At 72.9% G+C, this 14351-nt stretch carries 13 protein-coding genes; 8 read left to right on the top strand and 5 right to left on the bottom strand.

The window, feature by feature from the left end; translation table 11 throughout:
• Position 1: 1 nt before the first annotated feature.
• From K8638_RS19085 to K8638_RS19065, 5 genes are read right to left on the bottom strand one after another with little or no spacing between them, the layout of a single operon-like run.
• Positions 2-1162 (bottom strand): mandelate racemase/muconate lactonizing enzyme family protein, encoded by a 1161-nt coding sequence (locus K8638_RS19085; protein WP_223755984.1) that lies wholly within the window; start codon positions 1160-1162, stop codon positions 2-4.
• Positions 1163-1171: 9 nt separating this feature from the next.
• Positions 1172-2095 (bottom strand): 1,4-dihydroxy-2-naphthoate polyprenyltransferase, encoded by a 924-nt coding sequence (locus tag K8638_RS19080; RefSeq protein ID WP_223755983.1) that lies wholly within the window; start codon positions 2093-2095, stop codon positions 1172-1174.
• The gene (menH, locus tag K8638_RS19075) at positions 2092-2955 is read right to left on the bottom strand and encodes a 2-succinyl-6-hydroxy-2,4-cyclohexadiene-1-carboxylate synthase (protein ID WP_223755982.1); all 864 of its coding nucleotides are present in this window, start codon (positions 2953-2955) and stop codon (positions 2092-2094) included. Before menH ends, K8638_RS19080 begins: the two co-directional genes overlap by 4 nt.
• A complete protein-coding gene (gene menD, locus K8638_RS19070) occupies positions 2946-4715 on the bottom strand; it encodes a 2-succinyl-5-enolpyruvyl-6-hydroxy-3-cyclohexene-1-carboxylic-acid synthase (protein ID WP_223755981.1) in 1770 nt (589 codons plus the stop codon). Before menD ends, menH begins: the two co-directional genes overlap by 10 nt.
• Positions 4699-6009: an isochorismate synthase MenF gene (locus K8638_RS19065; protein ID WP_223755980.1), complete on the bottom strand. Its 1311-nt coding sequence runs from the start codon at positions 6007-6009 to the stop codon at positions 4699-4701. Before K8638_RS19065 ends, menD begins: the two co-directional genes overlap by 17 nt.
• A gap of 116 nt (positions 6010-6125) precedes the next feature.
• On the opposite strand from K8638_RS19065, the gene aroF reads away from it, so the two are divergent.
• From aroF to K8638_RS19025, 8 genes are all read left to right on the top strand, one after another.
• Positions 6126-7031 carry a 3-deoxy-7-phosphoheptulonate synthase gene (gene aroF, locus K8638_RS19060; protein WP_370644033.1) on the top strand — a complete coding sequence of 302 codons (906 nt, stop codon included), beginning with the start codon at positions 6126-6128 and terminating at the stop codon, positions 7029-7031.
• Positions 7028-7717, top strand: a complete 690-nt coding sequence (gene ubiE, locus K8638_RS19055; RefSeq protein WP_223755979.1) for a bifunctional demethylmenaquinone methyltransferase/2-methoxy-6-polyprenyl-1,4-benzoquinol methylase UbiE — start codon at positions 7028-7030, stop codon at positions 7715-7717. Before aroF ends, ubiE begins: the two co-directional genes overlap by 4 nt.
• Positions 7718-7754: 37 nt before the next feature.
• Positions 7755-8300 (top strand): shikimate kinase, encoded by a 546-nt coding sequence (locus K8638_RS19050; RefSeq protein ID WP_223755978.1) that lies wholly within the window; start codon positions 7755-7757, stop codon positions 8298-8300.
• Positions 8297-9568 (top strand): shikimate dehydrogenase, encoded by a 1272-nt coding sequence (locus K8638_RS19045; RefSeq protein WP_223755977.1) that lies wholly within the window; start codon positions 8297-8299, stop codon positions 9566-9568. The genes K8638_RS19050 and K8638_RS19045 overlap by 4 nt, the downstream gene beginning before the upstream one ends.
• On the top strand, positions 9565-10584 hold the full coding sequence (gene aroC / locus K8638_RS19040) for a chorismate synthase (protein WP_223755976.1): 1020 nt from the start codon (positions 9565-9567) through the stop codon (positions 10582-10584). Before K8638_RS19045 ends, aroC begins: the two co-directional genes overlap by 4 nt.
• Entirely contained in the window at positions 10581-11657 is a 1077-nt protein-coding gene (locus tag K8638_RS19035) for a 3-dehydroquinate synthase family protein (RefSeq protein WP_223755975.1), read from the top strand. Before aroC ends, K8638_RS19035 begins: the two co-directional genes overlap by 4 nt.
• Positions 11654-12943 carry a 3-phosphoshikimate 1-carboxyvinyltransferase gene (locus tag K8638_RS19030; RefSeq protein WP_223755974.1) on the top strand — a complete coding sequence of 430 codons (1290 nt, stop codon included), beginning with the start codon at positions 11654-11656 and terminating at the stop codon, positions 12941-12943. The genes K8638_RS19035 and K8638_RS19030 overlap by 4 nt, the downstream gene beginning before the upstream one ends.
• A gap of 78 nt (positions 12944-13021) precedes the next feature.
• The gene (locus tag K8638_RS19025; protein WP_223755973.1) at positions 13022-14323 is read left to right on the top strand and encodes a citrate synthase; all 1302 of its coding nucleotides are present in this window, start codon (positions 13022-13024) and stop codon (positions 14321-14323) included.
• The last annotated feature ends 28 nt before the right edge of the window (positions 14324-14351 follow it).

Raw genomic sequence — 14351 nt, 5'->3', positions numbered from 1 at the left:
TTCATCCCACGAGCTTCGGGTCCAACCCGAGCCCCGGCGCCTGCGGCAGCCGGATGTGGCCATTCACCGGCCGGTATGGGTGCGCGGGAGGCTCGTTCGCGAACAGGCGCCCCACCGCGAGCCCCGACGCGAGCGCTCCCGAGGGCAGCGCCGCCGCCAGGTGCGTCGCGCCCGCCCGGGCCACCACTCCGTCCAGCGAGCTGGTGACGTAGGACTGCATGCCCAGCCGCGCCGCGCGCATCGCCACCACGAGGCATGGCAGCAGTCCACCCAGCACCATGGGCTTGAGCACCACCGCACCCACCGCCGGGCCTCCGCCCATCAGCGGGTCCACCGCCAGCAGGGCCCGCAGCGCCTCCGGCGAGCCGAGCGACTCGTCCGCGGCCACGATGCACGGCGCCCGCCGCTGCACCCGCCAGAGCGCCGCCAGGTCCTCCGGCGGCGTGGGCTGCTCCACCAGCTCCAGGCCGTACCAGCCCAGCTTGTCCAGCGCGCGCTTCGCGTCGGGCTCGGACCAGCCGCCGTTGGCGTCCAGCCGCAGCTTCACGTCCGGCCCCACCGCCTCGCGCACCGCCTTCACGCGCTGCTCGTCTTCCTCCAGGGGGCGGCCCGCCACCTTCAGCTTCAGCGTGCCGTAGCCCTCGGCCACCGCCTTGCGAGCCTCCTCCGCCAGCGCCTCCGGCCCCTCCGCGCCCAGCAGCGCGTTCACCGCCACCTCCGGCCGGGCCTCCTCCGCCAGCAGCCAGCACAGCGGCACCCCCTGCCGCTGCGCCAGCAGGTCCAGCAACGCCAGCTCCAGCGCGTGCTCCGCGGCGGGCATCGGGCCTTCCGGCGTGGGCTGGCGGGAGCGGATTCGCACGCCCTCGCCTCGCGCCACGGCCGGCGGAAACGGGGACAGCGTGTCCTCGATGGCGCGCACCGAGTCCCCGAGGAACTGCCCCTTCAGCGCGGACAGCCAGGCCTCCAGCGTGGTGCCACAGTCCGCCAGCGACTCCGTGCCGAACTCCGGCAGCGGCATGGCCTCGCCGAGCCCCACCCGCCCTTCCTCGTCCTCGAGCCGCACGCGGAAGCCCTCGCGTGCCGGGTAGGTGCCTCGGGCCGTCTTCAATGGCTGGAGCAGCTCCAGCCGCAGCGGGGTCAGCGTCGCCTGGGCAATGCGCATGGATTCACATCATCGCAGGTACAGCCCCAGTGCGAACAGCAGGCCGTAGACGAGCTGCAGCCGCGCCGTCCCCCCCAGGGCCGGGTTCAGGGCCGCCCCCTGCGCGGTCATCATCAACCTCAGGGGTGGTACCGCCAGCGGTAGACTCAGCAGGGCCAGGAAGACCCAGGGGCTCGCCAGCCCCAGCGCGTACATGGCGAAGGGCGTGGCATAGGAGAGCACGAGCAGCAGCACGTACTCCGCCCGGCCCATGCCCGTGCCGAAACGCACCACGAGTGTGCGCTTGCCCGCCTTCACGTCCGTGCTGGCGTCACGCTGGTTGTTGGTGACGATGAGCATGGTTCCGATGGCACCCACGGGTACCGCCGCCCACCACGCCGCCGGGTCCACCGTGCCCGCCTGCACGTAATAGGTGCCCGTCACCGCCACCAGCCCGAAGAAGATGAAGACGAACACATCGCCCAGGCCGTGGTAGCCCAACGGGAAGGGGCCGCCCGTGTACGCATAGCCGCACAGCAGCGACGCGAGGCCGATGGCGATGATGGGCCAGCCGCCCACCACCACGAGGTACAGGCCCACCGCCGTGGCCAGCCCGAAGCACACGGCCGCGCCCGCCAGCACCGTGCTCGGGGAGATGAGGCCGCTCTGCGTCACCCGCTGGGGGCCGAGCCGCTCGTGCGTGTCCGCCCCCTTCTTGAAGTCGTAGTAGTCGTTGATGAAGTTGGTGCCAATCTGGATGAGCACCGCGCCCAGCAGCGCCGCCAGCGCCGGCAGCGCGCGCCCCACGCCCAGGCCGAACGCGAGCGCCGTGGCCACCATCACCGGCACCAGCGCCGCCGTCAGCGTCTTGGGCCGGGCCGCCATCACCCAGTGCTTCACGCCCGGACGCGGCTTCACCGCCTCGGGGCTCACTCCCGGAACCGACGTGCTCACGGGCTCACCCTCTCCGCGCCCGCCACGGTGGCGGCGGGGCTGTCGAACTGCGGGGCCTCGTACCAGGGCGTCTGGAGGAAGCCCAGCACCTCGCGCGCGTACTCCTCCGGCGCTTCCAGGTGGGGCGCGTGGCCGCAATCCGCGAAGGCGTGCCGCCACACCACCGGCAGCTCCGCGGCCATGCGGCGCGCCGTCTGCGTGAACTTCTCGTCCCTGGCCCCCGTGAGCAGCAGCGTGGGCAGCCGCTGGGCATGCAACTCCGGCCAGTAGTCCGGTTGCACCCCCAGGCCCAGGCACTCCAGCGCCCCGGCCAGTCCCTCCGGCGTGCAGGCGCGGCGGCGGGCGCGCAGGGCATCACGGCGCTCGGGGGGCAGGTTGCGCAGGCCCTCGAACAGGGGCAGCGCTTCCCAGCGGTCCACGAAGGCGTCCACGCCCCGGGCACGGATGAAGGCCGCGAGCTGTGCGTCCGCCTCGCGCCGGGCCGCCCGCTCCTGCCGGCGGTGCAGGCCCGGCGAGCCGCTCTCCATGATGAGCCGGCCGAAGCGGTCCGGCGCGCGCACGGCCGCCGCCAGCGCCACCCGCGCGCCCTGCGAGTACCCCAGCAGGTCCACCGTGCCCTGCCCCAGCCCGTCCACCAGGGCCACCAGCGCGTCCACCGTCTCCAGGAAGCCGTCGCGGCCCGTCCTGGACGGCAGCGGCGTCTCGCCATGTCCGGGCAGGTCCACCGCCACGGCGCGCACCGCCCGGCCCAGCAGGGGGCGCAGGTGGTCGAAGGAGTGCCGGCTGCCGGTGAAGCCGTGCAGCAGCACGAGCGCCCGGGGGCCGTCGCCCCACGTCTCATATGCCAGCGTCACGCCCATGGTCCTTCTCCCAGTGCGGCAGCCATCCGCGCATAGAGCTGCCGGTGCTCGTCCACGGTGGAGGCCCGGTCCACCCGCGCCTCCACCAGATGCAGGCCACCCTCCAGCCCGTCGCGCACCGCCGCCCGGAGCGCCGACGGCGTCGCCGGCCGGTGCAGGCGCGCCCCACCGAGCGCCGCCGCATGGGCCAGGTCCACCCCGTGCGGGGTGCCGAAGAGGGACTCGAACTCGTCCGGCTTCGCCGCCTGGGCGATGGGCAGGAACGAGAAGATGCCGCCACCGTCGTTGTTCACCACCACCACCGTGAGCGACACGCGCGCCCGCGACGCGGTGACGAAGGCGCCCACGTCGTGCAGCAGCGCCAGGTCGCCGGTGAGCAGCACCGCCGGCCGGCCCGCCGCCGCGGCCACGCCCAGCGCGCTGGAGACGATGCCGTCGATACCGTTGGCCCCGCGGTTGGCCAGCACCCGCAGCGGCACCGCGCCCGCCGGCGCGAAGGCGTCCACGTCGCGGATGGGCATGCTGCTGGACACGAAGAGCGGCACCCCGGCCGGCACTGCCGCCACCACCTCGCGGGCGATGCGCGGCTCGTCGAGCACGTCGGGCCGCTCCGCGAAGGCGGCCTCCAGCGCGGCGCGCGCCAGCCGCTCCGCGCCAAGGAAGCCCTGGGCCCACTTCCCCGCCCCACGCGACAGGCCGCGCGCCAGCACCTCGCAGGCCGCCACCGCCGAGCCCTCCACCACCAGGGCCGCGCGGTGCGCCGGGTCGAACAGCCCACCGCCATCGCTGAAGAGGACGATGTCCGCGCCGGACGCGTCCAGCCACTGCTGGGGCACCTTGGGCGTCAGCCCGCCACCAAAGCGCAGCACCAGGTCCGGGCGGTGTGCCTTCACGAAGGGCGCGTGGCGCAGCAGCGCGTCGTAGTGGGACACGGTGAGTGGACCGCCGCCGAAGCGCGCCTGCGAGGTGGCCTCGGCCAGCACCGGGTAGCCCGTCGCCAGCGACAGCGCGCTGATGGCCTCGGCGAACCCGTCCGCCTCGTCGCGCGGGCCGCAGACGATGACGCCCCGCTCGGTGGCGGCGATGCGCCGGCGCACGTCCTCCAGCGCGGCCGGGTCCGGCGCGGGCGCGGGAGGGACGATGCGCGTCAGCGGAGCTCCGGGCCGGCCCGCCTTCACCAGCGCGGACAGGCGCTCCGCTCCGAAGGGCTCGGCCGTCGGCGCCAGCGGCTCACGGAAGGGCACGTTGAGCTGCACCGCCCCTCGCGGCGCCCGCATCGCGGTGGCCACGGCGCGGGCGGCGGTGGCGCGCAGGTGGCCCAGGGCCACGTCACTCGCCTCGGGCAGGCCCAGGTCCGCGAAGAGGCGCGCGTGCTCGCCGTAGAAGCGCGCCTGCGGCACCGTCTGCGGAGCACCCCACCCTTGCAGCTCCAGGGGCCGGTCCGCCGTCAGAATCACCAGCGGCACGTGCGACAGCGCCGCCTCGATGACCGCCGGGTAGAAGTGCGCGCCCGCCGTGCCGCTGGTGGCCACCAGCACCACCGGCGTCCGGGACTGCTTCGCGAGCCCCAGGGCGAAGAAGCCAGCGCTCCGCTCGTCGATGACGGACCAGGTACGCACCCCCTCCGCCCGCGCGCACGCCAGCGCCAGCGGCGACGAGCGCGAGCCCGGACACACCACCGCATGCCTCACGCCCCCGCGCGCCAGCTCCTCCAGCAACGCGCGCGCCCACAGCACGTTGAGGTTAGCGTCGGACGACATCCCCGCCTCCCAGCGCCCGCAACATGGCCAGGCTCTTCATCTCCGTCTCACGCCACTCGGCTTCCGGGGTGGAGCCCGCCACCAGGCCCACGCCCACGAACAGCCGCGCCTTCGCCCCTCGCACCAGCGCCGAGCGCAGCCCCACCATCAGGTGCGCGCGCTTCGGCCCCACCCAGCCCACCGGCCCGGCATACCAGCCGCGGTCCAGTCCCTCGTGCTCCACCAGGAAGGACAGCGCCCGCTCGCGCGGGGTGCCGCCCACCGCCGGCGTGGGGTGCATGGCCGCCACCACCTGCGCCGCGGTGATGCCCTGGCGCAATTCCGCGCGGATGCCCGTGCGCAGGTGCACCACGTTCTTCAGCGTCAGCAGCGCGGGCTCCGCGTCCGACGTCACCCGCTCCGACAGGGGCCGCAGCGTCGCGAGGATGTAGCGCACCACCGCGTCGTGCTCGCGCAGGTCCTTGTCGTGTCCCCGCAGCCCCTCGGCCTGTCCCGGCGCCGCCGTGCCCGCCAGGGCCTCCGTCCGCAGCACCGCCCCATCGACATGGCACAGCGTCTCCGGCGTGGCGCCCAGGAAGCACGCCCCGTCCGGCGCGCGGAAGAGGAAGGTGGCGCAGCGTGGGTTCTGCTCCCGCAGCCGCGACAGCACGTCCACCACGTCGAACGGCGCCGGGCCCTCCGCGTCCAGCGAGCGCGCCAGCACCACCTTCTGAAGGTGGCCCGCGGCAATCGCCTCCAGCGCCCGGTTCACCCGAGCCTCGAAGGCGGGCTTCGACGAATCCAGCGCCAGCGCCACCGGCGCGCCCCGAGGGTGCCGGTAGCCGTCCGGGAAACACGCGCGCACCCGCTCCAGCCGCGAGCGCACCGCGTCCTCGCCACCCCGCCCCTCCGGCGCGAAGGCCGCCACCTTCAGCCCGCCGCCGTCGCGCCACACCAGCACCTCCGGCAGCGTCCAGCGCGCCAGTCCATGTGCGTCCCACGCGCCGTCCGGAGCACCGGTGGCGCCGAAGCGCATCCCGCCGAACCAGGGGCCGGGCATCGTCCCGGGCGCCTCGCCCACCCACCGCAGCGACAACGTGCCCAGGGACGCCAGGGCCGCGGGCACCTGGGCCGGGTCCGTGGGGGCCACCACCGCGGCCTCGCCCCACCCCGCCACCGCCTCCTGGTCCAGCGGCCGCTCCCAATAGATGGATGGAACGCCGAGCACGTCCGCTCCCGCCAGCGGATCCCCCACCGCCAGGGGCATCATTCCGGCCACCCAGCGCTGGCCCTCAACGGGATTGAGCGTCTTCATCAGCGGTCCTCATCGGTGATTGCCGCGCAATCACCTTCGGTTGTCTTCTAAGCCATCTCGGCTATACATGCACCAAGGAGTTCAAAACCTCTTGAACTCCATGAATTGGAGGGTCCGTGGGAGGCGAGCGGCCAGACGAACCCGCACCGGCGGTGTCGGGGCGAGACACAGGGACGCTGCGTGCGCACCGCGCCTCGCGACCCGAGGGCACGCGGGTTCGCGTGGGCACCGTGGAAATCGGCGGCCCGGGCTTCGTCGTCATGGCGGGGCCGTGTGCGGTGGAAGGTTCGGAGCAGGTGGAGCGCGCCGCCGCCGCGGTGGCTTCCGCCGGAGCGCATGTGTTGAGGGGCGGCGTATTCAAGCCTCGCACCAGCCCCTACGCCTTCCAGGGCATGGGCGAGCCGGGCCTGCACGTGCTGGCCGAGGCGGGGCGCCGCCACGGAATGCCCATCATCAGCGAGGTGATGGAGCCGGCGCAGCTGCCGCTCATGGAGGAGTCCACGGACATCCTCCAGGTGGGCGCGCGGAACATGCAGAACTACTCGCTGCTGCGGGCGCTGGGGAAGGCGCGCAAGCCGGTGCTGCTCAAGCGGGGCCTGTCGGCCACGCTCCAGGAGTGGCTGCTGGCCGCGGAGTACATCCTCGACGGCGGCAACGAGCAGGTGATGCTGTGCGAGCGCGGCATCCGCACCTTCGAGACGGAGCTGCGCAACACGCTGGACCTGGCGGCGGTGGCCTGGGCGAAGCAGCGCTCGCACCTGCCCGTCATCGTCGACCCGTCGCACGCGACGGGCGTTCCGGAGCTCATCCTCCCCATGTCGCTGGCCGCGGCGGCCGCCGGGGCGGATGGACTTTTGATTGAAGTCCACCCCCGGCCGGAGCAGGCAATGTGCGATGGCCACCAGGCCCTGACACCCGAGCGCTTCCAGACGTTGATGCGCCGGCTGCCAGCCGTGCTAGGAGCGGTGGACCGACACCTTTGGAGGCCGGACAGTCCGGCCCAGGTCGCGAGGGCGCGATGAGCACTGAAGTCCGTCAGATGTTTTCCTCCATCGCTCCGCGGTACGACGTGACGAACGAGGTCCTCTCGTTCGGCGTCCACCGCCTGTGGCGTCGGACCGCCGTGCGCCTCAGTGGAGCCAGGGAGGGCAGCAGCGTCCTCGACTGCGCCACCGGCACGGGCGACCTGGCTCTGGCCTTCAAGCGCAAGGTGGGCCCCACCGGCCGCGTGGTGGGCACCGACTTCTGCGCGGAGATGCTGGAGCCCGCCCCCGCCAAGGCGGCGAAGGCCGGCCTCCAGGTGGAGTTCCAGGTGGCGGACGCCATGGCCCTGCCCTTCGCGGACGACTCCTTCGACGTGGCCTCCATCGCCTTCGGCATCCGCAACGTGGATGACCCGGTGAAGTGCCTGAAGGAGATGGCGCGCGTGGTGCGCCCCGGCGGGCGCGTGGTGGTGCTGGAGTTCGGCCAGCCCACGGGCGCCTTCGGCGCGCTGTTCCGCTTCTACAGCAAGACGGTGATGCCGGCCGTGGGCGGGCTGCTCACGGGCAACCGCGCGGCGTACGAGTATCTCCCCCGCACCTCCGCGGCCTTCCCGGCCGGGGACAGGTTCCTGGGGCTGATGGAGCAGTCCGGCGGATACTCGGAGCGGGCCGCGCACCCGCTGACGTTCGGCACCGCCTACGTCTATGTCGGCACCGTCCGCTGAGGAACGGCAAGTCCTCGTCGAACGCATTCTCGACTCCGTGGACCCCCGGCTCGCGCCGGGGTTGAGGGAGGCGCTCGCCCGGCCCGGGCCCGCGCTGCTCCCCGCTCCCGGGCAGACGGTGGCGATTGGCGGCCATCGGAGCGCGGGCAAGTCGCGGCTGCTGCCCCTGGTGGGCCGGTTGCTCGGGCGGACGGGGTTGGACCTGGACGCTCACCTGGAGCGCCTCCACGGCCGCCCGCTGCGCACCTGGGTGGCCGAGGCTCCGGCGGAGTTCCGCGCCGCCGAGCGCCGCGCGCTGCTGGAGCTGCCGCCCGGAGGGCTGGTGTCCCTGGGAGGCGGCTTCCTGTCCCACCACGCCGACGCGCTGGAGGGACTCTTCACCCTGCTGGTCCCCATCAGCTTCGACACCTACCGGGAGCGCCTGCTCAGGGACCGGACGCGCCCGCGCCTGCGCCCCGAGCTCTCGCTGGAAGAGGAGCTGTCCACCGTGTTCCATGAGCGCGAGGCGCTTCACGCCCGCGTCCCCACCGTGGCCCTGGTGGACTTCCTCCGGGGCTGCCTCACCTCCGAGGTGCCTCCGTGACGCCCGCCCGGCGCGTCGTCACCCTGCCCCCCACCGTCCTCGGCCTGGACGCCGTGCACTTCGCGCGGGAGTGCCAGCGCCGTGGCGCCGACGTGCTGGAGCTCCGCACGGACCTGCACGCCCCCGACGCCGTCGACCTCCAGGCGCTCGCGGCCGTGCTCCCGCTGCTTGTCTCCGAGCGGGGCAAGCCCCTGCCTCCCGCCTGGGTCTCCGCCGCGTGGCGGGTGGACCGGGACTTGAAGGACGCGACGGGGCGGCAGGGCTCGCTCGAGGCACCAGCCGGAAAGCTGCTCGCGTCGCACCACGCGGAGCGCCAGCTCTCCACCACGGAGGCCCTGCGGCTGTGGGAGCGCGAGCTTCCCCCGGACGCCCTGGTGAAGCACGTGGAGCCCATGCACGGCCCGGAGCACATCGGCACCCTGCTGGAGACCCAGCGCCTGCTGATGGAGCGCTTCGGCGTGACACGCGTTACCGTGCTCGGCATGGGCGCCGTGGCGCTGCCGGCGCGGGCCGTGCTGGCCCGGAAGAACGTGCTGGACTACGTGGCCGCGGGCGGCTCCTGGGCGGCGGCGCCCGGGCAGCGCCTGCTCGACGACGCCGTCCGCGAGCTGCGCGGGGCGGACCGCCTGACGCTGGAGCCGCCGCTCCGCCTCGGCATCCTCGGGACGTCCATCGTCCACTCGCGCTCGCCGCGCATCCACAAGCAGCCGTTCGACCGCATCGACATCCCGGAGGATGGGCCCGTCGAGACGCTGGTGGACTCGCTGCTGCCGTACTACGCGGGCTTCGCCGTCACCAGCCCCTTCAAGCTCCGGCTCGCCCGGCACACGCGCTCGCCGCTGGAGGCCATCAACACGCTGGTGCGCCGGGGCTCCCGCTGGGAATCCTTCAACACCGACACCCACGGCGCCCGCACGGTGCTGGAGCGGCTCGGCGCGAAGGAGGCCTTCGTGCTGGGGAACGGGGGCGCCACCTCGGCCCTGCGCACCGTGGCCGGCGAGGACGGCGTCAGCCTGCGCGTCCTCCGCCGCGCCGACATCGGAGAAGTCCTCACGGGGGCCGGCGTCTGGACGTGGCCGGACCGGGTGCCCCCTCCGGAATCGCTGCGATTCGAGCGCGCTCGTGTCGCGGTCATCGCATACGGTGCCCCGGGCCGGCGCATCGCCGCGGAGATTTCCCGCCGCGGGGGCACTCCGGTCATGCTGGGCGCGGCGTGGTTCGTCGCGCAGGCCCGGCGGCAGCGCCAGCTCTGGGAGTCCGCGACATGAACACGTTTGGCACCCTCTTCCGGTTGACGACCTTTGGCGAGAGCCACGGGCCCGCGCTCGGCTCCGTCGTGGACGGCTGCCCCGCCGGCGTGCCCCTCACCCGCGAGCAGATCCAGGTGGCCCTGGACCGCCGCCGCCCGGGCCAGTCCTCCATCACCACCGCCCGCAGCGAGCCGGACCAGGTGGAAATCCTCTCCGGCGTCTTCGAGGACAAGACGCTCGGCACGCCCATCGCCGCCATCGTCCGCAACACCAACCAGCGCTCGGGTGACTACGACAAGCTGAAGCAGGAGGACCGCCCCGGCCACGCGGACGCCGTGTGGCGCGAGCGATTCAAGCACCGCGACCACCGGGGCGGCGGGCGCACCAGCGGACGCGAGACGCTCTGCCGCGTCATCGGCGGCGCCATCGCCGAGGCGTACCTCGCCCGCGACCTGCCCTCCATCCGCACCGTCGCGTACGTGTCCCAGGTCGGCGACCTCGTGGCCGCCGTGCCCCCGCCCGGGCTCACCCGCGAGCAGGTGGACGCCCATGCCACGCGCTGCCCGGACGCCAACATCCGCGACGAGATGTCCCGCCGCATCCTCGCCGCGAAGGAGGCCGGTGACAGCCTGGGTGGCTCCATCGACGTGCGAGTGGAGGGCCTGCCCGTGGGCCTGGGCGAGCCCATCTTCGGCAAGGTGAAGGCGCTCGTCGCCCAGGCGCTGGGCAGCATCGGCGCCGTCACCGGCGTCGTCTGGGGGCCGCCGGACCTGCTCCAGCGCATCGGCCAGCCGGGCACCGTCTTCCACTCCGTGAAGGACGCCTACGGCGGCATCCAGGGCGGCCTCGCCAACGGCGAGCCCATGCAGGTGCGCGCCTTCTTCAAGCCCCCCGCCACGCTGATGGACCACGCGAAGGGCGGGCGCCACGACCCGTGCATCATGCCCCGCGCCGTGCCCGTGCTGGAGGCGATGGTGTCGCTCGTCATCGCCGACCTCGTCCTCCAGATGAACGCCCGGCCCCACACGCCATGACGACCGACTTCCTTCCCCCGGGCGCCTACCGTCCCACGAACGACCGCTGGGGCACCTTTGCCCGCCTCTCCGCGAGCCTGCCCGAGGGCAGCGTGGCCGTGGTGGACCGCACCGTGGCGAAGCTCCACCCGGGCCTCGTCCCCGCGCTGGAGGCCCGCCGCCCCCGCGCCATCGTCCAGCTCACCGGCGGCGAGAGCGCCAAGACGTTCGCCGCCCTGGAGAAGGTGCTCGCCGCGGGGCTGTCCCTGCCGCGCTCCGGCACCCTGCTGGCGGTGGGCGGAGGCACCGTGGGCGACGTGTCCACCGTGGCCGCGCACCTGCTCAAGCGCGGCGTGCGGCTGGTGCAGGTGCCCACCACATTGCTGGCCGCGGTGGACAGCAGCCTCGGCGGCAAGGGCGCGGTGGACCTCACCGTGAAGGGGCGCGTGGTGAAGAACCCCGCCGGCGTCTTCCACTACGCGGAGGAGGGCTGGCTGTGCCCGGAGTTCTTCTCCACCCTCTCCGCCACGCAGGTCCGCGAGGGCTCGCTGGAGGCGTGGAAGATGGTCATCAGCCTCGATGCCCCCCTCTTCCGCCGCTACGTCCGCAAGCCACCCGAGCTGAACAAGCTGGTGAAGGACGCGCGCGGCCTCAAGGAGCGCGTCTGCGGGCAGGACCCGTACGAGCACCAGGGCCTGCGGCGCGTGCTCAACTTCGGCCACACCTTCGGCCACGTACTGGAGAGCGTGTCGCGCTTCAAGCTGTCCCACGGTGACGCGGTGGGCCTGGGCATGCTGCTGGCCCTGGACGTGGGCCGTCATCTGGGGGTGACACCCGAGCCCGTGGCCGTCCAGGCCGAGGAGGCCCTCGCCAGGGGCCCCGGCGTGCTCGGCCGCGAGCGGGCCGCCGCCCTGCTCGGCCGCGCTCCCATGCGGGACGTGGTGACGCTCCTCGGCGCGGACAAGAAGGCGGGCGCCGCCGGGGAGCTGCGCATGGTGCTGCTGACGGCCATCGGCGCCACGGAGGTCCGCGACGTCGCCGGGTCCACCTGGCGCGCGCTGTGGCCCGCCTGGACGAAGGGGAAACGCCCATGAGCACGAGCACGTCCCGCATCCTCGTGGACCCTCGCGGCCTTCGCGCCGCGCCGCTCACCCCGCCGGTGTCCAAGTCGGACGCGCAGCGGGCGCTGGTGCTGGGCCACCTCACCGGCGCCTGGCCGCTGCCGTCGGTGCAGGCCGAGCCGGACGAGGACCTTCCCGCGGACGTGCGAGTGCTGCGCCGGGGCGTGGAGGCCCTGCGCCTGCCCCCGGGCCCGGCGCGGGACGTGGACTGCGCGGACGGCGGCGCCCCCTTCCGCATCCTCACCACCCAGGCCGCGGTGACGCCCGGCGCCCACGTGCGCCTGACGGGCACGCCCCGCCTGGGCGAGCGCCCCCATGGCCCGCTCTTCACCTCCCTGCGCGACGCGCTCGGGCCCGCGGGGCTCACCCTCACGGAGGGGACGCCCTGGCCGGTGGAGCTGCGCGCGCCCGGGGACACCACGGGCGTCCCTCCGGTGTTCCGGGTGCCGGGAGCCCAGAGCAGCCAGTACGCCTCCAGCCTGCTGCTGGGCTGCGCGGCGCTGTACCTGCGCGAGCGCCGCGCGTGGAGCGTGGAGATTGAAGGCCCGTTGACGAGCGCCGGCTACCTGGAGCTGACGGTGACGTGGATGAAGCGCTTCGGCTTCGTCCTCGAGGAGTCACCTTCCCGTTACACGGTGTCCGGGTACGTGGCGCCCCCCGCCGGCCCCTCGCTACCGGGGGACTGGTCGTCGCTGGGCTACCTTCTTCTCATTTCCTGGAAGGCGGGCGGCACGGTGGAGCGGGCGGACACGGGCAGCGCGCACCCGGACGACGCCATCCTCCGCCTGATCCAGCAGGTGGGCCTCCGGGCCGTCCCCGCGGGGGCGCCCTACACGTTGAAGGTCGAGGGGCGGCTGGCCGGCGGGCTCCGGGCCTCCGGCAAGGAATGCCCGGACCTGCTGCCCACCCTGGCGGCGCTCGCGTGTGTCCTCCCGGCCCCCTCCACCCTCACGGAGGTGGGCATCCTCCGCGTGAAGGAGAGCGACCGCCTGGAGGGCATCCGCTCCCTCGTGGCGGCCTACGGAGGGAGCACGGACCTCCAGGGCGAGACGCTCGAAATCCGCCCTCCCCCCGCCCCCCCCGCGCGCTTCGCCATGGACAGCCGGGGCGACCATCGCCTGGCGATGACGGCCGCCACACTCTGTGTGCTGTCCGGTACGCCCCTGGTCCTCACCGGCCCCGAGTGCGTGGAGAAGAGCTTTCCCGGCTTCTGGCGCCAGCTTGCACGCACCGGCGTCCATATTTCCCAAGAGGCATAAGGACCATCAGTGTCCGCCCCCCGGACTTATCGTTCTTTTTTGTTGAAAGCGCTCCGCGCCCTGTGAAATCTCCGCCCCATGGCCAAGGACACGCTGACGATCACCGACAATCGGACCGGGAAGACCTACGAAATCCCGATCGAGAACGGCTGTATTCGCACCAATGCACTCCGCCAGATCAAAGCGAGCGAAGATGACTTCGGTCTGATGGGGTACGACCCGGCGTTCCTCAACACAGCGAACACCAAGAGCGCCATCACCTTCATCGACGGCGACAAGGGCATCCTGGAGTACCGCGGCTACCCCATCGAGCAGCTCGCGGAGAAGTCCAGCTTCCTGGAGGTCGCCTACCTCCTGCTGAACGGCGAGCTGCCGACGCAGAAGGAGCTGGAGCAGTTCATCCACCTCGTCACGCACCACACCTACGTGCACGAGAACGTGAAGAGCTTCATGGACGGGTTCCGCTACGACGCGCACCCCATGTCCATGCTGGGCTCCACGGTCGCCGCGCTCTCCGGCTTCTACCCGGACGCGAAGAACATCAAGGATGAGCGCAGCCGCCGCATCCAGATCACGCGCCTCATCGCGAAGATGCCCACCATTGCCGCGTTCTCCTACCGGCACAGCATGGGCCTGCCGTACATCTACCCGGACAACGACCTGTCCTACGTCGCCAACTTCCTGGCGATGATCAAGCGCATCGGCACCACCACCTACAAGGTGCACCCGGTGCTGGAGCGCGCGCTCGACGTGCTCTTCATCCTCCACGCGGACCACGAGCAGAACTGCTCCACCACGTCCGTGCGCACGGTGGGCTCGTCCGAGGTGGACCCGTACTCCGCCGTCACCGCGGGCATCGGCGCCCTCTACGGCCCGCTGCACGGCGGCGCCAACGAGGCGGTGCTCCGCATGCTCCGGGAGATCGGCCACGTCTCCAAGATTCCGGAGTTCATCAAGTCCGTGAAGAGCGGCGAGGGTGAGAAGAAGCTGATGGGCTTCGGTCACCGCGTCTACAAGTCCTACGACCCGCGCGCCAAGGTCATCAAGCGCGTGGCGGACGAGGTCTTCGAGGTCACCGGCAAGAACCCGCTGCTGGACATCGCCATCGAGCTGGAGCGCATCGCCCTCGAGGACGAGTACTTCGTGAAGCGGAAGCTGTACCCCAACGTCGACTTCTACTCGGGCCTCATCTACGAGGCGATGGGCTTCCAGGTGGAGATGTTCCCGGTGCTCTTCGCCATCCCCCGCACGGTGGGCTGGTGCGCGCAGTGGGAGGAGATGGTCAAGGACCCGGAGCAGAAGATTGCCCGCCCGCGCCAGGTGTACACGGGCGCCAAGCGCCGCGACTACGTCGCCATGGACAAGCGCGCCGCGAAGTAGGCCGCGCCGTCAGGGCCCGCCTCGCGCG

Source organism: Myxococcus sp. RHSTA-1-4 (assembly GCF_020037125.1).
Taxonomy (GTDB): domain Bacteria; phylum Myxococcota; class Myxococcia; order Myxococcales; family Myxococcaceae; genus Myxococcus.
This window is presented reverse-complemented; position numbering and strand designations above follow the sequence as displayed.